Genomic DNA, 21,127 nt, shown 5'->3' on the forward strand with positions numbered 1-21,127 from the left:
AGTGGCCCGATGCCTACTGAGGCAGAGTTCCTCGACTACCTCCGGCGTGCGACTGCCGACCTGCGCGACGCGCGCCGGCGGGTGCGCGAGGTGGAGGCCAAGGACCGCGAGCCGATGGCCGTCATCGGGATGGCGTGCCGGTTCCCGGGCGGGGTGTCCAGCCCGGCGGAGCTGTGGGACCTCGTCGACCGGGGCGGCGACGGGGTGGGCGACTTCCCGGCCGACCGGGGCTGGGACCTGGAGCGGCTCTTCCACGCCGACCCGGACAACCCGGGCACGTCGACCAGCAGCCAGGGTGGCTTCCTCTACGACGCGCCGCAGTTCGACCCGGGTTTCTTCGGCATCAGCCCCCGCGAGGCGCTGGCGATGGACCCGCACCAGCGGCTGCTGCTGGAGACCTCCTGGGAGGCGTTCGAACACGCCGGCATCGACCCGCAGCGGCTGCGCGGCAGCCGGACCGGCGTGTTCGCCGGGGTCATGTACCACGACTACGCCTCGCGGGTGCTGGACCTGCCCGAGGGCGTCGAGGGCTACATCGGCACCGGCAACTCCGGCAGCGTGGTGTCGGGGCGGGTGGCGTACACGTTCGGGCTCGAGGGCCCGGCGGTCACCGTGGACACGGCGTGCTCGTCGTCGCTGGTCGCCGTGCACCTCGCGACGCAGGCGCTGCGCCAGCGCGACTGCGACTTCGCGCTCGCCGGTGGCGTGACGGTCATGTCCACCCCGGGCACCTTCGCCGACTTCTCCCGCCAGCGGGGCCTGGCCTCGGACGGCCGGTGCAAGTCGTTCGCCGCCGCCGCCGACGGCACCGGCTGGTCCGAGGGCGTCGGCGTGCTGCTGTTGCAGCGGCTCTCCGACGCCCGCCGCGACGGCCGGCGGATCCTCGCCGTGGTCCGGGGCAGCGCCGTCAACCAGGACGGCGCCAGCAGCGGACTCACCGCGCCCAACGGCCCGTCGCAGGAGCGGGTCATCCGGCAGGCCCTCGCGAACGCCCGGCTCTCGCCGGCCGACGTCGACGTGGTCGAGGCGCACGGCACCGGCACCACGCTGGGCGACCCGATCGAGGCGCAGGCGCTGCTGGCCACGTACGGGCAGGACCGGGGCGACGGTGGGCCGCTCTGGCTGGGCTCGGTCAAGTCGAACCTGGGGCACACCCAGGCCGCCGCGGGCGCCGCCGGTCTGATCAAGATGATCGAGGCGATCCGGCACCGCACCATGCCCGCCACCCTGCACGTCGACGAGCCGTCCCCGCACATCGACTGGTCCGCCGGGCAGGTCTCGCTGCTCACCGAGGCGCGGCCGTGGTCGGCCTCCGACCGGCCGCGCCGCGCCGCCGTGTCGTCGTTCGGCATCAGCGGTACGAACGCGCACGTCATCCTGGAGGAGGCGCCCGCCGACGACGCCCCCTCCACGGACGAGGCCCCGCCCGTCGCCGACGCGCCCGTGACGCTCCCGCTCGCCCCGGTGTTCCTCTCCGCGCGTACGCCCGAGGCGCTCGCCGGGCAGGCCGGCCGCTGGGCCGACCACCTCGCCCGGGTCGACTCCCTGCGTCCCGTGGACGTCGCGGTCTCCTCGGTCAACCGCGCCGGGCTCGAGCACCGCGCGGTCGTCCTGGCCGGCGACGCGGACGACCTGCTCACCGCGCTGCGGGCCCTCGCCGCCGGCGAGCCGACCGGCGCCGTCACCACCGGATCGTCGGCCCCGCGCGGCAAGGTGGCCTTCCTCTTCTCCGGTCAGGGCGCGCAGCGCGCCGGCATGGGCCGCGAGCTGTACGCGGCGTTCCCGGTCTTCGCCGCCGCCCTCGACGAGGCGTGCGGCCACCTGGACCCGCTGCTGCCGCGCGCGTTGCGGGAGGTGCTGTTCGCGGAGGCGGGTACGCCCGAGGCGGAGCTGCTGGACCAGACGGTGTTCACCCAGGCGGGCCTGTTCGCCGTCGAGGTGGCCCTGTTCCGCCTCGTCGAGTCGTTCGGGGTGGTGCCGGACCTGGTGGCCGGGCACTCCATCGGCGAGATCGCGGCGGCACACGTGTCGGGGGTGCTCTCCCTGGCCGACGCGTGCGCGCTGGTCGCCGCGCGCGGCCGGCTCATGCAGGCCCTGCCGGCCGGCGGCGGCATGCTCGCCGTGGCCGCCGACGAGGCCGCCGTTGCCGCGTCCCTCGCCGGGCTGACCGGCCGGCTGGACGTGGCCGCCGTGAACGGTCCCGCCGCCGTGGTGGTGGCGGGCGACGTCGAGGCCCTCGACGAGGTGCAGCGGGTGTGGTCCGAGCGGGGCGTGCAGACCCGCCGGCTGCGGGTCAGCCACGCCTTCCACAGCGCCCGGATGGACCCGATGCTCGCCGAGTTCGCGGCCGTCGCCGGGCGGCTGACGTTCCGACCGCCGACGATCCCGGTGGTGTCGAACCTGACCGGCCGCGTCGCCGACGCCGACCAGCTCTGCGACCCGGACTACTGGGTGCGCCACGTACGCGGCACGGTGCGCTTCGCCGACGCCGTCGACTGCCTGTGCGCCGAAGAGGTCGACACCTACCTGGAGGTGGGGCCGAACGGCGTCCTGACCGCCATGGCGCAGAACTGCCTCGCCGAGCGCGTGGACGACGAACCGGCGCCCCTGCTGGTGCCGGCGTCGCGCCACGACCGGCCCGAGCCGCAGGCCCTCCTGGAGGCCCTCGCGTCGCTGCACGTGCATGGCCTGACCGTCGGCTGGGCGGACCTGCTCGGTCGGGCCGGCGGCCGGCATCTGGACCTGCCGACGTACGCCTTCCAGCACCAGCGGTACTGGCTGGAACCGGCGGGCCGGTGGACGGACGTCTCCGGGGCGGGCCTCGGGGCGGCCGGGCATCCGCTGCTCGGCGCGGCCGTCTCCGTGGCCGGCGAGGACATGGTGGTGCTGACCGGCCGCCTCTCCACGTCGACGCACGCGTGGCTCGCCGACCATTCGGTCTCCGGCGTGGTGATCGTGCCGGGCGCCGCACTGGTGGAGCTGGCTGTGCGGGCGGGCGACGAGGTGGGCGCGTCGCGGGTGCGGGAGTTGACCGTGGCCGCGCCGCTGGTGCTGCCGTCGGCGGGTGCGGTGCGGGTGCAGGTGCGCGTGGGCGCGGCCGACGAGGCGGGCGCCCGGTCGGTGACCGTGCACTCGCAGCCGGAGGAGGCCGTCGACCCGGAGTGGGTCCGGCACGCGGAGGGCGTGCTGGAGCCGGCGTCGGCCGACGAGCCGGGCGTGGGGGAGTGGCCGCCGGTCGGCGCGTCCGAGGTGGACCTGGCGGGCTGGTATCCGGCGCTGGCGGAGCGCGGCCTGTCGTACGGGCCGGTGTTCCGGGGGCTGCGCCGGGTGTGGGTCGGCGGCGACGAGGCGTTCGCCGAGGTGGCGTTGCCGGACGAGGTCGCCGGTGACGCGCCCGGGTTCGGCGTGCACCCGGCGCTGCTGGATGCCGCCCTGCACCCGATCGGGCTGCTGCCGGGCTCGGAGGGGTCGGGTGGGCCGCGGGTGCCGTTCGCGTTCGAGGGTGTGCAGGTGCACGCCTCGGGTGCGCGGGTGCTGCGGGTGCGGCTGACGCGTACGGGCTCGGCGGTGCGGTTGGTCGCCGGCGACGAGTCGGGCGCGGCCGTCGTGTCGGTGGACTCGCTGGCGTTGCGGGAGCTGACCGGGGTGTCGTCGTCCCCCGACGAGGCGGCCCGCTCGATGTTCGAGGTCGCCTGGCAGGCACAGGACGTCAGCCCGGCCGGGGACGCCTCCGGGTGGGCGCTGGTGGGCGCGCCGGTCGGCGTCGACCTGCCGGCGTACGGCGACGTCGAGACGCTCGCCGGGGCGTCGGCCGCGGTGCCGCGCCTGCTGCTGGTGCCGGCGGGCGGCGCGCGGCGACTCGACCAGGCAGGCACGGCGGACGCCGGCCACGACAACGACCCCGAGGCGGTACGCGCCGCGACGTCGCACGTGCTGGCGACGGTGCAGTCCTGGCTGGCGGCGGACGTCCTGGCGGAGTCGCGGTTGGTGGTGGTGACGCGGGGTGCGGTGTCGGTGGGTGTCGACGATCGGGTGGTCGACCTGGCGGGTGCGGCGGTGTGGGGTCTGCTGCGGTCGGCGCAGTCGGAGCATCCGGGTCGGATCGTGCTGGCGGACGTCGACGGTGACGTGGACGCCGGGCTGCTGGGTGTGCTGACGACGGTGGCCGACGAGCCGGTGGCGTTCGGTGGTCAGGTGGCGGTGCGGTCGGGTGCGGTGTTCGTGCCGCGTCTGGTGCGCGCGGTCGCCTCGTCGTCGGTGGAGACGCCGGCCGTGGGTGACGGCGTGGTGTTGGTGACCGGTGGTACGGGTGCGTTGGGTGCGCTGGTGGCGGAGCACCTGGTGTCGGTGTACGGCGTGCGCTCGCTGGTGCTCGTGTCGCGGCGTGGCCCGGAGGCCGCGGGTGCGGGCGAGTTGTTGGAGCGGTTGACCGCGCTGGGTGCGTCGGTGCGGGTGGCGGCGTGTGACGTGACGGACCGGGACCAGGTGTTCGCTCTGGTGGGCGAGGTTTCTGACGGGGGCCGGTTGGCCGGCGTGGTGCACACCGCCGGTGTCCTCGACGACGGTGTCGTGGAGGGGCTGACGGCGGAGCGTCTTGCTGGGGTGTTGGCGCCGAAGGTGTCGGCCGGGTATTTCCTGCACGAGGCGACCGAGTCGCTCGACCTGGATCTGTTCGTGGTGTTCTCGTCGGTGGCGGGGGTGTTGGGTTCGCCGGGTCAGTCGGCGTACGCGGCGGGTAACGCGTTCCTGGACGGGTTGGCGGTGTACCGGCGGCAGCTCGGACTGCCCGCCGTCAGCCTCGCCTGGGGCATGTGGGACACCCCCGGCATGGCGGCGTCCCTCGACGACGCGGACCGGGCGCGCTCGACCCGGGGCGGCGTCACCGCGATGAGCGCCGAGACCGGGCTGCGGCTGTTCGACGCGGCGCTGGCCGCCGACCGGCCTGCCCTGGTGCCGGCCGTGATCGACCTGGCCGCCCTCCGGGCCGCGGCCGGCGCCGGCCTGGTGCCGCCGATGCTCCGCAACCTGGCCGGCACGACCACGACCCGCCGCCAGGCGGGGCAGGGCACCACCTGGGCGACCCGCATCGGCGGCCTCACCGCCGACGAGGCGCGCGCCCAGATCGACGTGCTGGTGCGCGGCCTCGTCGCGCAGGTGCTCGGGCACGGTGGCGCCGAGGCCGTGCCGGCCGACCGCGCGTTCCGGGAGCTGGGCTTCGACTCGCTGACCGCCGTCGACCTGCGCAACCGCGTCAACGCGGCCACCGGGCTGCGGTTGCCCTCGACGCTGGTCTTCGACTACCCGACGCCCCAGGCGCTCGCCGCCCACGTGCACGCCGAACTGGCCGGCGCCGCCGGCGGTCCCGCCGCTCCGGGCGCGCGGATCACGACCCGGGTCGACGAGCCGATCGCCATCGTCGGCATGGCCTGCCGCTACCCGGGCGGCGTCGAGACGCCCGACCAGCTGTGGGCACTGCTGGCCGCCGGCGGCGAGGGCATCGGGGAGTTCCCCACCGACCGCGGCTGGGACCTGGAGAGCCTGTTCGACCCCGACCCCGACCACCCCGGCACGTCGTACACCCGGCACGGTGGCTTCCTCTACGGTGCCGCCGAGTTCGACCCCGGGTTCTTCGGCATCTCGCCTCGCGAGGCCCTGGCCATGGATCCGCAGCAGCGGTTGCTGCTGGAGGCGTCGTGGGAGAGCTTCGAGTCGGCGGGTCTGGACCCGTCGCGGTTGCGGGGCAGCCGGACCGGCGTCTTCGCCGGCGTCATGTACCACGACTACGCCTCCCAGCTCATGGAGCTGGCCGACGAGGTCGAGGGCTACGTCGGCACAGGCAACTCGGGCAGCGTGCTGTCGGGTCGGGTGGCGTACACGTTCGGGCTGGAGGGTCCCGCGGTCACCGTCGACACCGCCTGCTCGTCGTCGCTGGTGGCGCTGCACCTCGCCGCGCAGGCCCTGCGCAGCGGTGAGTGCGATCTCGCGCTCGCCGGTGGTGTGACGGTGATGGCGACCCCGGGGACGTTCATCGAGTTCTCGCGGCAGCGGGGCCTGTCGCAGGACGGTCGCTGCAAGTCGTTCGCCGCCTCCGCCGACGGCACCGGCTGGTCCGAGGGCGTCGGCGTGCTGCTCGTGCAGCGCCTCTCCGACGCCCAGCGCGAGGGCCGGCGCATCCACGCCGTCCTGCGCGGCACGGCCGTGAACCAGGACGGCGCGTCGAACGGCCTGACCGCGCCGAACGGCCCCTCGCAGCAGCGGGTGATCCACCAGGCGCTGGCGAACGCGCGGCTCACCCCTGCCGACGTGGACGCCGTCGAGGCGCACGGCACCGGCACCACGCTCGGTGATCCGATCGAGGCGCAGGCGCTGCTGGCGACGTACGGGCAGGACCGTCCCGTCGATCGGCCGTTGTTGTTGGGGTCGGTGAAGTCGAACATCGGGCACACGCAGGCGGCTGCCGGTGTGGCGGGTGTGATCAAGATGGTGCTGGCGATGCGGCACGGGCTCGTCCCGCCGACCCTGCACGTCAACGAGGCGTCCCCGCACGTCGACTGGACGGCCGGGGCGGTCGCCCTCGCGACCGAGCCCACCCCGTGGCCGGCCGTGGACCGGCCGCGTCGGGCGGCGGTGTCGTCGTTCGGCATCTCCGGCACCAACGCGCACGTGATCATCGAGCAGCCGCCCGCCGAGACGGTCGAGGCCCGGGCCACCGACCGCCCGCGCGCCGACGTCGTACCCCTGGTGCTCTCCGCCGTGGACGCCCCGGCGCTGCGCGAGCAGGCGGCCCGGCTGGGCGCGCACCTGGCGGCGCACCCGGAGCTGGAACCGGCCGACGTCGCGCACGCCCTGGCCACCACCCGGGCCGCCTTCGGGCACCGCGCCGTCGTCCTCGGCCGCGACAGCGTCGGCCTGACGCGGGCCCTGGAGTCGTTCCGCCTCGGCGACGCCACCGCCGCCACCGTCACCGGCATCGCGCTGCGCGGCGGCGACCCGGTCCTCGTCTTCCCCGGCCACGGCGACCCGTGGCCCGCCACGACGGCCGAGCTGCTCGACCGGTCGCCGGAGTTCGCCGCCGCGATCGCCGCGTGCGAGGCGGCGCTCGCGCCCTGGGTGGACTGGTCGCTCACCGCCGTGCTGCGCGGCGCACACGGCGCCCCGACCCCGGCCGACCCCGGCGTGACGCGGGCCGTGCGGTGGGCCGTGGCCGTCTCGCTGGCCCGCTGGTGGCGCTCGCTCGGCGTACGACCCGCCGCCGTGCTCGGACACGCCCACGGTGAGGTCGCGGCCGCCTGCGTGGCCGGGGCGCTGTCGCTGGACGACGCGGCGAGGACGATCGCCCTCGGCAGCCGGGCCGAGGCCGACCCGGACGCGCCGGACCGGCTGACCACGGAACTGGCCGGGACCACCCTGCGGGCGGCCGAGGTGCCGCTGCACTCGGCGACGGCCGGCGGGCCGCTCGACACCGACGGTCTCGACCTCGCCCGGTGGTACCGGGGACTTGCCGACGACGCCGACGCCGCCCCGCTCGTACGCGCCCTGCTCGACGAGGGCCAGCAGGTCTTCCTCGAGGTCGCCCCCGAGCCCGTGCTCGCCGCCGGGATGCGGGAGATCGCGCACGCCGGCGCTGCCGACGCCGTCGTGGTGGCCGCCGACGACGCCGAGTCCGGCGGCTGGCGCCGGATGCTGACGGTCCTCGCCGGGCTGCACGTGCACGGCGTGCCCGTGGACTGGACCGCGATCCTGGGCGCCCGCACCGGCCCGCCGGTGCAGCTGCCCACGTACGCCTTCCAGCGCCAGCGCTACTGGCCGCAGGCGCCCGTCGCCACCGCCCCCGCCCTCGCCGGTTCCGACGATGCCGACCGGCACTTCTGGGAGGCCGTGGAACGCGCCGACCCGCAGGCGCTGGCCGCCGCGATGCGCATCGACGAGACCACCGCCCGGTCCCTCGACGAAGCGTTGCCGCTGCTCTCCTCGTGGCGTCGCCGCCGCCGCGACGAGTCCACCGTGGACTCCTGGCGCTACCGGGTCACCTGGAAGCCGCTGACCGTCGCGGCGGAGGCCACCCTCTCCGGCACCTGGCTGCTGGTGGTGCCGGCGGCCGCCGCCGAGCACCCCCTGGCCGACGGCGCCGCCCGGGCGCTGGGCGACGGCGGGGCCGAGGTCGTCCGGATCGACGCGACGGAGACGGACCGGCAGGCGCTGGCCGACCAACTCGCGCGTACCGGCGGACCCGTCGCCGGCGTGCTCTCCCTGCTCGGCCTCGACGACGCGCCGCACCCGACCCACCCGGTGGTGCCGGCGGGCCTCGCCGGCACGTACGCCCTGGTCCAGGCCCTCGGCGACGCCGGGATCACCGCCCCCCTGTGGTGCGCCACCGCCGGCGCGGTCTCCACCGGCCGGGCCGACCCGCTCGACCGCCCCCGGCAGGCGATGCTCTGGGGCCTCGGCCGGGTGGTCGCCCTGGAGCACCCGGACCGCTGGGGCGGCCTGCTGGACCTGCCCACCGAGCTGGACCCCCGGGACCGGGCCCGGCTCGTGGCGGTGCTGACCGGCGTCGACGCGGAGGACCAGCTGGCGCTGCGACCCTCCGGGGTGTTCGCCCGGCGACTGGTCCGGGCCCGCGCCGACCGCACGGCCACCGGAGACTGGCGCCCCGCGAGCGGCGCCGTCCTGGTCACCGGCGGCCTCGGGTCGATCGGGGCCCAGGTCGCGCGCTGGCTGGCCCGCGAGGGCGTCGGCGAGCTGGTGCTGACCGGCCGCCAGGGCCCCGCCACGCCCGGCGCCGACGAGCTGGCGGACGAACTGCGCGCCGCCGGCGCCACCGTCACCGTGGCCGCCTGCGACGTCGCCGATCCCGACGCCCTGCGGGCCCTCGTCGCGCAGCTGGCCGGGCAGGGCACCCGCATCGGGGCCGTGTTCCACACCGCCGGCGTCGCCCACGCCGCACCGGTCGCCGCCACCGACGTGGCCGACCTCGCCGACGCCCTGCGGGCCAAGGTGGCCGGCGCGGTCAACCTCGACGAGGTGTGCGGCGACGACCTGTCGGCGTTCGTGCTCTTCTCCTCCGGCGCGGGCGTCTGGGGCGGCGGGCACCAGGGCGGCTACGCCGCCGCCAACGCCTTCCTCGACGCGCTCGCCGAGGACCGGCGACGGCGCGGCCGGGCCGCCACCGCCATCGCCTGGGGCGCCTGGGACGGCGGCGGCATGGTCGACGCCGAGGGCGCCGCCGACCAGATGTTCCGCTCGGGCGTACGGGCCATGCGTCCCGACCTCGCGGTCTCCGTCCTGGCCGGGGCGCTCGACGACGGCGACACCACGCTCACCGTGGCGGACATCGCCTGGGACCGGTTCCTGCAGACCTACACGCTCGCCCGCCCCCGGCCGCTGATCGCCGACATCCCCGAGGTGGCGCGGCTGCTCGCCGCCGGGCAGCGCGACGGCGACACGCCCGACGCGGCCTCGCCCCTGCGCGGCCGGCTGGCCGGCCTCGCCGCGCCGGAACGCCGCCGGATCCTGCTCGACCTCGTCCGGGTCCACGCGGCGGCGGTGCTGCGGCTGTCCTCGCCGCAGGCGTTGGCGGCGGACCGGTCGTTCCGGGAGATCGGCTTCGACTCGCTCAGCGCCGTGGAGATGCGCAACCGGCTCGCCGAGGCGGTGGGGCTGAACCTGCCGGCGACCCTGGTGTTCGACCGCCCGACGCCCGAGGCCCTCGCCGGGCACCTGGCGGCCCGGCTCACCGGCGACGACACCCCGACGACCGCGCCCACGCGGGCCGCCACCGCACTGGACGAGCCGATCGCCATCGTCTCGATGAGCTGCCGCTACCCCGGCGGCGTCGCCGGCCCCGAGGACCTGTGGCGACTGGTCGCCGAGGGGCGCGACGGGATCGCGGAGTTCCCGACCGACCGGGGCTGGGACCTGGAGGGCATCTACGACCCCGATCCCGACCGGCCCGGCACCTCGTACGTCCGCGAGGGCGGCTTCCTCACCGACGCCGCCGGTTTCGACGCCGCCCTGTTCGGCATCTCCCCGCGCGAGGCGATGGTGATGGACCCGCAGCAGCGGGTGCTGCTGGAGAGCGCCTGGGAGCTGTTCGAGCGGTCCGGCACCGCGCCGGCCGACATGCGGGAGACCAACACCGGCGTCTTCGTCGGCACCAACGGCCAGGACTACGCGACGCTGCTGATGGCCGCCCGGGTCGAGACCGAGGGCTACCAGGCCACCGGCAACGTCGCCGCCGTCATCAGCGGTCGGCTGGCGTACCACTTCGGGTTGCAGGGCCCCGCGGTCAGCGTCGACACCGCCTGCTCGTCGTCGCTGGTGGCGCTGCACCTGGCCTGCCAGTCCCTGCGGCAGGGCGAGTGCGACGTCGCGGTCGCCGGCGGCGTGACGGTGATGGCCACGCCCGGCCCGTTCCTGGAGTTCGCCCGGCAGCGGGGGCTGGCCCTCGACGGCCGGTGCAAGTCCTTCGCCGGGGCCGCCGACGGCACCGGCTGGGGCGAGGGCGTCGGCCTGGTGATGCTGCAGCGGCTCTCCGACGCCCAGCGCGACGGCCGGCGGATCCTGGCCGTCGTGCGCGGCTCGGCGATGAACCAGGACGGCGCCAGCAACGGCCTGACCGCCCCCAACGGCCCCGCCCAGGAGCGGGTGATCAGCCAGGCGCTGGCCAACGCGCGGCTGACCGCCGCCGACGTCGACGCCGTCGACGGGCACGGCACCGGCACCCGGCTCGGCGACCCCATCGAGGCGCAGGCGCTGCTGGCCACGTACGGGCGGGACCGGCCCACCGACCGGCCGCTCTGGCTGGGCTCGGTCAAGTCGAACATCGGCCACACCCAGGCCGCCGCGGGCGTCTCCGGCGTGATCAAGATGGTGCTGGCGCTCCAGCACGACCTGCTGCCGCCCACCCTGCACGTGGACGAGCCGACGCCGCACGTGGACTGGTCGGCGGGCGCGGTCGCGCTGCTGACCGAGGCGCAGCCGTGGCCGGAGGTGGACCGGCCGCGCCGGGCCGGCGTGTCGTCGTTCGGGGTCAGCGGCACCAACGTGCACGTCATCCTCGAACAGGCACCCGACGTGCCGTCGCCGGCCGACACCGGCACGCCCCGGCCGGCCGAGGGGCCGCCGGTGCTGCCCTGGGTCGTCTCCGCCGACGCCGCCGACAGCCTGCGGGCCCAGGCGGCACGGCTGGCCGACTGGCTGCCGCACACCGCCTCGCCCGCCGCCGACGTGGCCCGGGGACTGGCCACCGGCCGTTCCCCGCTGCGGCACCGCGCGGTGCTGCTCGCCGCCGACGCCGACGCGGCCCTCGCCGGCCTGCGCGCACTCGCCGAAGGCCAGGACCACCCCGGACTCACCCGGGGCGTCGCCGAGCCCGGCGGGGCGCTGGCGGCGCTCTTCTCCGGCCAGGGTGCCCAGCACGCCGGGATGGGCCGCCGCCTGTACGAGACGTTCCCCGTCTTCGCGGCGGCCCTCGACGAGGCGTGCCAGCACCTGGACGCGTACCTGCCGCGGCCGCTGCGGCCGGTGCTGTTCGCCGAGCCCGGCACCGCCGAGGCCGACCTGCTCGACCAGACGGCCTTCACCCAGGCTGGGCTCTTCGCCGTCGAGGTGGCGCTGTTCCGGCTGCTCGAGGACTGGGGGATCCGGCCCGACTTCGTGGCCGGGCACTCCGTCGGGGAGATCAGCGCGGCGCACGTGGCGGGGGTGCTCGACCTGCCCGACGCCTGCGCGCTCGTCGGCAACCGGGGCCGGCTGATGCAGGCCCTGCCCGCCGGCGGCGGGATGCTCGCCGTCGCCGCGCCCGAGGTCGACGTGCTGCGGGCCCTGGACGGCACGCGGGGGCGGGTCGCCGTCGCGGCCGTGAACGGCCCGACCGCCGTCGTCGTCGCCGGCGCCGAGGACGCGCTGACCGGGCTGGCCGCCCACTTCGCCGGCCTCGGGGTACGCACGAAGCGGCTGCGGGTCAGCCACGCCTTCCACAGCCCGCTGATGGAGCCGATGCTCGCCGAGTTCGCGGCCGTGGCGGCGACCCTGTCGTACGCCCCGCCGGCGGTGCCGCTGGTGTCGAACCTGACCGGCGCGGTGGTGGACGCCGAGGAGCTCTGCACCCCCGACTACTGGGTGCGCCACGTCCGCGAGGCGGTCCGCTTCGCCGACACCGTCAGCCACCTGCACGCCCACGGGGTGACCCGGTTCCTGGAGATCGGGCCGGACACCGTGCTGACGGCCCTGACCGCCGACGCGCTGCCGGCGGACGCCCCGGTCGTCGTGACCGGCGTGCAGCGGCCCGGCCAGGACGAGGTGGCCACCCTGCTCGGCGCCGTGGCCCGGCTGCACTGCCACGGCGTGCCCGTACGCTGGTCGCGGCTGCTGCCCGGCGCCGGCCCCGTGGACCTGCCCACGTACGCGTTCGCCCACCAGCGGTTCTGGCCGACCCTCGACGCGGCCCCGGCGGGTACCCCCGCCGCCAGCCGCGACGACGTCGACTCGGCGTTCTGGCGGGCCGTGGCGTCCGGTGACGGCGACGCGCTCGCCGGCCGGCTCGGCCTCGACGCGGACCGGCCGCTGCGGGAGCTGCTGCCGGACCTGGCCCGGTGGCGGCGCCAGCAGCAGGAGGACACCCTCGCCGGCGGCTGGCGCTACCGCATCACCTGGCGTCCGCAGGCCCTCGCGGCGGGCGCCGTGGACGGCACGTGGACCCTGGTCCACAGCGGTACGGACCAGCCGGTCGTCGACCGGCTCGCCGAACTCGTCACCGCCCGGGGCGGCACGGTGCGGCAGCTCGCCGTCGACCCGGCGACGACCGACCGGACGGCGCTCGCCGAGCGGCTCGCCGGCGCCGCGTCCACCCGGATCGTGTCGCTGCTGGCCCTCGACGAGCGACCGCACCCCGACCGGCCCGCCGTGCCCCTGGGCCTGACCGCGAACCTCGCCCTGGTGCAGGCGGTCACGGACGCCCTGCCCCCGGTGCCGTTGTGGCTGCTCACCCGGCAGGCCGTCGCCACCGCCGCCGACGACCCCGTCGTCCGTCCCGCCCAGGCCACCACGTGGGGCCTCGGCCTGGTGACCGCGCTGGAACACCCCCGGCACTTCGGTGGCCTGCTGGACCTGCCCGCGACCGTGACCCCGGCCGCCGCCGAGCACGTCCTGGCGGCACTCACCGCCGCCGGGCACGAGGACCAGCTCGCGGTGCGCGACTCCGGCACGTACCTGCGCCGGCTGGCCCGCGCGCCCCGCGCCGCGACGCCGGCCGACTGGCAGCCGCCGGGCACCGTCCTGGTCACCGGCGGCACCGGCGCCGTCGGCCGGTACGCCGCCGGCTGGTTCGCCCGCCACGGCGCGCGGCGACTGCTGCTGGTCAGCCGGCGCGGCGCGGCGGCCCCCGGGGCCGACGAGGCGGTGGCGGAACTGGCCGCCCTCGGCGCCGAGGCCCGGGTGCTGGCCTGCGACCTGGCCGACCGGGACGCGGTCGCCGACCTGGTACGCGGTCTGCGCGCCGACGGCGAGACCGTGCACGCGGTGGTGCACGCCGCCGGCGTGGGCCGGCTCAACCCGGTCGCCGCGGTGACCGGGGAGGAACTCGCCGACGTCGTCTCCGGCAAGATCGCCGGCGCCCGGCACCTGGACGAGTTCCTCGACCCGGAGCCGCTCGACCTGGTCGTGCACTTCTCCTCCATCGCCGCCGTCTGGGGCGTCGGCGACCACGGCGCGTACGCCGCCGGCAACGCCTTCCTCGACGCCTGGGCGCAGTCCCGGCCGGCCGGCGGCGCCCGGCACCTCTCGGTGAACTGGGGACCGTGGGCCGGCGGCGGCATGGTGACCGACGCGCACGCGGCGGCCATGAGCCGGCGCGGGGTGTCGCTGCTCGACCGGGAACCGGCGATGGCCGCCCTGCGCGCCGGCCTCGACGGCGACGACGCCGCCCTCACGGTCGCCGACATCGACTGGGGCCGCTTCGCGCCGGTGTTCGCCTCCGCCCGGCCCCGGCCGCTGATCAGCGAGATCGCCGAGGTGGCCGCCCAGGCCGAGGCGGCGCGGGCCGACGCCGAGGACGGCGACCAGGTCGCCGGCGAGCTGCGCAAGCGCCTCGGCGAGCTGTCGCAGGCCGAGCAGGCGCGGCTGCTGGTGGACCTCATCCGCACCGCCGCGGGCGAGGTCATCGGCCACGACAGCCCGTACGCCGTGGAGGCCGGCCGGCCCTTCCGGGACCTCGGCTTCGACTCGCTCACGGCCGTGGAGCTGCGGGGCCGGCTGGCCCGCTCGACCGGGCTGAGCCTGCCCAGCTCGGTGGTGTTCGACTACCCGACGCCGCAGGCGCTGGCCGAGCACCTGCGGGCCGAACTGCTCAGCGAGGCGTCGGTGGAGGCGCTGCCGACGCTGGCGGAGCTGGACCAGTTGGAGAGCGTCCTCGCCCTGCGCGACCCGGACGACATCGGCCGGGTGCGGATCACGATGCGGCTGCACAGCCTGCTCGAACGGCTCGGCACCGCCGAGGAACGTCGGGAGGAGACCGCCGAGGTGGCCGACCGGCTGCGGGTGGCCAGCAACCAGGAGCTGTTCGACCTCATCGACCAGGACCTCGGGCTCTCCTGAGCCGCCCGGGGACCTGTGGTGTCACGAGAAAGCGAGATGTCATGGCGGACGAAGAGCGGCTGCGCGAATACCTGACGCGGGTCGTCGCCGAGCTGCAGCAGACCCGCCAACGGCTGCGCGAGGTCACCGCCGAGGAGTCCGAGCCCGTGGCGATCGTGGCGATGAGCTGCCGCTACCCGGGCGGCATCACCTCGCCCGAAGAGCTGTGGGAGTTCGTCTCGTCCGGCGGGGACGCCATCGGCGACTTCCCCACCGACCGCGGCTGGGACCTGGAGCGGCTCTACCACGCCGACCCGGACAACGCCGGCACCTCGTACACCACCTCGGGCGGGTTCCTGCAGGCCGCGGGGCAGTTCGACGCCGCGCTGTTCGGCATCTCGCCGCGCGAGGCGGTCGCCATGGACCCGCAGCAGCGGCTGCTGCTGGAGGTCACCTGGGAGCTGTTCGAGCGGGCCGGCATCGCCCCGCTGTCGCTGCGCGGCAGCCGCTCCGGCGTCTTCGTCGGCACCTCCGGGCAGGACTACGCCGCCGTGCTGCACCGGGCGCCCGGCGTCGAGGGGTACGTGCTGACCGGCACCGCCGCCAGCGTGGTCTCCGGCCGGCTGGCGTACACGTTCGGGCTGGAGGGCCCGTCGGTCACCGTGGACACCGCCTGCTCGTCGGCCTCGGTCGCCATCCACCTCGCCTGCCAGGCGCTGCGCCAGCGCGAGTGCGGCCTCGCCCTGGCCGGCGGCGCGACCGTGCTGGCCACCCCCGGCCCGTTCGTCGAGTTCTCCCGGCAGCGCGGCCTCGCCGCCGACGGCCGGTGCAAGTCGTTCGCCGCGTCCGCCGACGGCACCGGCTGGTCCGAGGGCGTCGGCATGCTGCTGCTGGAACGGCTCAGCGACGCCCGCCGCAACGGCCACCCCGTGCTCGGCGTCATCCGCAGCTCGGCGGTCAACTCCGACGGCGCGTCCAACGGGCTCACCGCCCCCAACGGCCCGTCCCAGCAGCGGGTCATCCGCCAGGCCCTGGCCGGCGCGAAGCTCACCCCCGACCTGGTCGACGTGGTCGAGGCGCACGGCACCGGCACCACCCTCGGCGACCCGATCGAGGCCCAGGCCCTGCTCGCCACCTACGGCCGGGAACGCGGGGACGCCGCGCCGCTGCTGCTCGGCTCCGTCAAGTCCAACATCGGGCACACCCAGGCCGCCGCCGGCATCGCCGGGGTGATCAAGATGGTGCAGGCGATGCGGCACGGGATCGTGCCGGCCACCCTGCACGTCGACGAGCCCACCCCGCACGTGGACTGGGCCGCCGGCGCGGTCACCCTGGTCACCGAGGCCACGCCGTGGCCGGCCGTGGACCGGCCGCGCCGGGCCGCCGTCTCGTCGTTCGGGATGAGCGGCACCAACACCCACCTCATCCTCGAACAGCCCGAGCCGGCCCGCGCCGAGGCCGACCGGCCCGAGCCGCCCGTACCCGCGCCGGTGCTGCTCACCGGCCGCACCCGCACCGCGCTGCGCCGCCAGGCCGAGCGCTGGTCGCGGTACGTCGCCGACGACGCGGACCTGCGCCCGACCGACGTCGCCTGGACCTCGGTGGTCTCCCGCTCGTCCCTGGAACACCGGGCGGTCGTCCTCGCCGACGACCGCGACGGCCTGCTGGCCGCCCTGCACGCCCTCGCCGACGACCGGCCCGCCCCCGGCCTGGTCACCGGCGCCGCCGCCGAACGCGGCGGCGTCGCGTTCCTCTTCTCCGGCCAGGGCGCCCAGCGCGCCGGCGCCGGCCGGGAGCTGTACGAGACGTACCCGGTCTTCGCCGAGGCGCTCGACGAGGTCTGCGCCCACCTCGACCACCGGCTGCCCCGGCCGCTGAAGCCGCTGCTGCACGCCGAGCCCGGCACCGACGAGGCCGCGCTGCTCGACCAGACCGTCTTCACCCAGGCCGCGCTGTTCGCCGTCGAGGTGGCGCTGCACCGGCTGCTCGGCTCCTGGGGGCTGGCCCCCGACCTGGTCGCCGGGCACTCCGTCGGCGAGCTGACCGCCGCCCACGTCGCCGGCGTGCTCAGCCTCGACGACGCGTGCGCCCTCGTCGCCGCCCGGGGCCGGCTCATGCAGGCGCTGCCCGCCGGCGGCGCGATGCTCGCCGTCGCCGCCGACGAGGCCCGGGTCGCCGAGTCGATCGCCGCGCTGACCGACCGGGTCGCCGTCGCGGCCGTCAACGGCCCCGGCGCCGTCGTCGTCTCCGGCGACGGCGCGGCCATCGACGAGCTGGCCGAACTCTGGACCGGCCGGGGGGTGAAGGTGCGGCGGCTGCGGGTCAGCCACGCCTTCCACAGCCCGCTGATGGAGCCGATGCTCGCCGAGTTCGCCGCCGTCGCCGCCGGCCTCGACCTGCGCGCCCCCACCCTGCCGGTGGTGTCCAACCTGACCGGCGAGCTGGCCGACCCGGCGCAGCTCACCGACCCCGGCTACTGGGTGCGTCACGTCCGGGAGGCGGTCCGCTTCGCCGACGGCGTACGCACCCTGCGCGCCCACGGTGTCGGCACCTTCGTGGAGGTCGGCCCCGACGCCGTCCTCACCGCCAGCGTCCAGGAGACCCTCGCCGAGGCCGAGGCGACCGACGCCGCCCCCGCCGTCGTGGTGCCGGTGCTGCGCCGGGACCGCCCGGACCGCCGCGCACTGCTCGCCGCACTCGCCCAGCTCCACGTCGCCGGCACGCCGCCGCGCTGGGCGGACGTCCTCGGCGACCGGTCCGGCCGGCTCGTCGGCCTGCCCACCTACCCGTTCGAGCGGCAGCACTACTGGGTGCCGGCCGAGGCACCCGCCGACGAGAGCGCCGCAGGCGGGGCCGGCGCCCTGGACCGGCGGTTCTGGGCGGCCGTCGAACGCGCCGACCTCGACGCGCTGCGCGACACCCTCGCCGTCACCGACTCCGCCGCCGCCGAGTCGCTGCGTACCCTGCTGCCCGTCCTCGCCGACTGGCGGCGGCAGCGGCAGGAGCACTCGGTGCTCGACGGCTGGCGGTACCGGGCCGACTGGCAGGTGACCGGCGAACCCACACCCGCCCGACTGACCGGCACCTGGCTGCTGGCCCTGCCCGCCGGCGGGACCGACGACCCGGCGGTGGAGACCGTCCGGGCCGCGCTGACCGGCGCCGGCGCCGACGTGCTGGCGCTGACCGTCGCGCCGGACGCCGACCGGGCCGACCTCGCGGCGTCCCTCGCCGGCACCGAGACCGCCGGCGTCGTCTCCCTCCTCGCCGGGGAGCCGCCGGTCGCCGACGGCACGGTCCTGCCCGGCCTGGCCGCCACCCTCGCGCTCGTGCAGGCGCTCGGCGACGCCGGGCTGGACGCGCCGCTGTGGCTGGTCACCCGGGGCGCGGTCGCCGCCGCCTCGTACGACCGGCTCGTCGACCCGGCGCAGGCCGCCATCTGGGGCCTCGGCCGGGTGGTCGGCGTCGAGGCGCCGCACCGCTGGGGCGGCCTGGTCGACCTGCCGCCGGAGCCCGACGACCGGGCCGTCGCCCGGCTCGTCGCCATCCTCACCGGATCGACCGGCGAGGACCAGCTCGCGGTACGCGGCCCCGGCGTCTTCGCCCGCCGCCTCGTCCGCGCCGCCCTCGGCGACCGCGCGCCGGCGCGCCGGTTCACGCCCACCGGCACCGCCCTGGTCACCGGCGGCACCGGCGGGCTCGGTGCCCGCGCCGCCCGCTGGCTCGCCGCCGCCGGAGCCGAACACGTCGTGCTGGTCAGCCGGCGCGGACCCGACGCCCCCGGCGCCGCCGAGCTGGAGGCCGAGCTGACCGGTCTCGGGGCCCGGGTCACCGTCGCCGCCTGCGACATCGCCGACCGGGCCGCCCTCGCCGGCCTGCTCGACCGGATCGAGGCCGACGGACCGCCGGTGCGTACCGTCGTGCACACCGCCGGCATCGCGCAGGCCACCCCACTGGCGGAGGTCACCCCCGCCGAGCTGGCCGAGGTCACCGTCGGCAAGACCGCCGGCGCCGCCCACCTCGCCGACCTGCTCGCCGACCGGGAGCTGGACGCCTTCGTCGTCTACTCGTCCATCGCCGCTACCTGGGGCAGCGGCGGGCAGGCCGGGTACGCGGCCGGCAACGCCTACCTCGACGCGCTGGTGCAGCGGCGGCGCGCCGACGGCCGGGCCGGCACCGCCATCGCCTGGGGACCCTGGTCCGACGGCGGCATGCACGCGGCCGACGCCGAGCGCAACCTGCGCCGCCGGGGCCTGCCCGCCATGGACCCGACCGTGGCCATGGGCGCGTTGCAGCAGGCCCTCGACCACGACGACGTCACCGTGACGGTGGCCGACGTGGACTGGTCCCGCTTCGCCCCGGCGTACGCCTCCGCTCGCCGCCGGCCGCTGTTGGAGGGCGTACCGGAGGCGCGGGCCGCCCTCGACGGTGGCGTCGGTGTCGACGACGGCGACGACGGCCCCGCGGCGACCCTGCGTCGGCGCCTCGCCGGGCTGACCCCCGCCCGGCGGGACGAGGCCGTCGCCGACCTGGTCCGGGAACTCGCCGCCGACGTGCTCGGCCACGACGGCGGAGCCGCCGCCGTCCCGGCCACCACCGCGTTCCGTGACCTCGGCTTCGACTCGCTGACCGCCGTGGAGCTGCGCAACCGGCTCGCCGCCGCCACCGGGCAGGCGCTGCCCACCACCCTGGTCTTCGACCACCCCACCCCGGTCGTGCTGGCCCGCTTCCTGCTCGCCGGGCTCTTCGGCGCCGACGCCGGGCCGGCCCCCGTCGCCGCCCCGACCGCCGTGGACGACGACGAGCCGGTGGCCATCGTCGCCATGGCGTGCCGCTACCCCGGCGGCGTCGACGACCCCGAGCGGCTGTGGCGCCTCGTCGCCGACGGTGTCGACGCCATCGGCGACTTCCCGACCGACCGGGGCTGGGACCTCGACCGGCTCTACGACCCCGACCCGGCCAACCCGGGCACCACGTACGCCGACAAGGGCGGCTTCCTGCACGGGGCGGCGGAGTTCGACCCGGGCTTCTTCGGGATCTCGCCCCGCGAGGCGGCGGCCATGGATCCGCAGCAGCGGTTGCTGCTGGAGGTCTCGTGGGAGGCGGTCGAGCGGGCAGGGGTCGAGCCTGGGGTTCTTCGGGGTTCGCGAACAGGGGTGTTCGTGGGCACGAATGGTCAGGACTATGGGGCCCTGCTCATGGCTGCGGGGGAGCAGGCCGAAGGGTTCGGGGCCACGGGCAACGCCGCCAGTGTGGTGTCGGGTCGGGTGGCGTACGCGTTGGGGTTGGAGGGGCCGGCGGTGTCGGTGGACACGGCGTGTTCGTCGTCGTTGGTGGCGTTGCACCTGGCGGTGCAGTCGCTGCGGCGTGGCGAGTGCGACATGGCCCTCGCCGGCGGCGTCACGGTCATGGCCACCCCCGGCACCTTCTTCGAGTTCTCCCGGCAGCGCGGCCTGGCCGCCGACGGCCGGTGCAAGGCGTTCGCGGCGGCTGCCGACGGCACCGGCTGGGGCGAGGGCGTCGGCGTGCTGCTGGTGGAGCGGCTGTCGGACGCCCGGCGCAACGGCCACGAGGTGCTGGCGATCGTGCGGGGCAGCGCCGTCAACCAGGACGGCGCGTCCAACGGTCTGACGGCGCCGAACGGCCCGTCGCAGCAGCGGGTGATCCGCCAGGCCCTCGCCGGTGCCCGGCTGGGCGGCGCGGACGTCGACGTGGTGGAGGCGCACGGCACCGGCACGACGCTGGGTGACCCGATCGAGGCGCAGGCGCTGCTGGCCACGTACGGGCAGGGCCGGGACGGGCACGCACCGCTGCTGCTCGGCTCGATCAAGTCGAACATCGGGCACACGCAGGCCGCCTCGGGCGTCGCCGGTGTGATCAAGATGGTGCTGGCGATGCGGCACGGCAAGGTGCCGGCGACGCTGCACGTGGACGAGCCGTCCCCGCACATCGACTGGTCCGCCGGTGCGGTGGAGTTGGCGGTCGAGTCGCGGCCGTGGCCGGCCGTGGCGCGGGCGCGTCGGGCGGCGGTGTCGTCGTTCGGCATGTCCGGCACGAACGCCCACGTGATCATCGAGCAGGCCGCCGAGCCGGAGGCCGTGGCTCCCGTCGAGCCCGGCCCGGGGCTCGTCGCCTCGGACGTCGTGGTGTGGCCGGTGTCGGCGCGCTCGAAGCGCGCCCTCGCGGGGCAGGCGGCACGGCTCGCACAGCACGTGCGCGAGCACGGCGGGATCGACCCGGCTGCGGTCGGCTGGTCCCTGGCCACGACGCGGTCGGTGTTCGACCAGCGGGTAGCGGTGATCGGATCGCGCACGACGGAGCTGCTGGCGGGGCTCGACGCCCTGGCGTCCGGGTCGCCGGCCGGCAACGTCGTCGCGGCGACGGCGCTGTCGCACGGCGCGGGTGCGGTGTTCGTGTTCCCGGGTCAGGGTGCGCAGTCGGCGCGGATGGCGGCCGGTCTGGTGGGTCGTACGCCGGTGTTCGACGCGAAGCTGGCGGAGTGCCAGCGGGCCCTGGCGCCGTACCTGGACGTGGATCTGGTGTCGGTGTTGACCGG

General features: G+C 76.7%; 2 protein-coding genes. Both read left to right on the top strand.

Translation table 11 applies throughout. The annotated features are described in order from the left end of the window. Window positions 1-9 precede the first annotated feature (9 nt). Window positions 10-14,595, top strand: a complete 14,586-nt coding sequence (locus V6U77_RS23440) for a type I polyketide synthase (protein WP_334608781.1) — start codon at window positions 10-12, stop codon at window positions 14,593-14,595. 41 nt (window positions 14,596-14,636) lie between these two features. Continuing rightward, window positions 14,637-21,127: type I polyketide synthase (locus V6U77_RS23445; protein ID WP_334608782.1), on the top strand; the 6,491-nt coding region annotated here is incomplete at its 3' end.

Source organism: Micromonospora sp. CPCC 205546 (genome assembly GCF_036902715.1).
Taxonomy (GTDB): domain Bacteria; phylum Actinomycetota; class Actinomycetes; order Mycobacteriales; family Micromonosporaceae; genus Micromonospora.

Excerpts from the sequence above, each read along its gene's own strand:
- V6U77_RS23440 (WP_334608781.1), top strand. The coding sequence starts at position 10 with ATGCCTACTGAGGCAGAGTTCCTCGACTACCTCCGGCGTGCGACTGCC.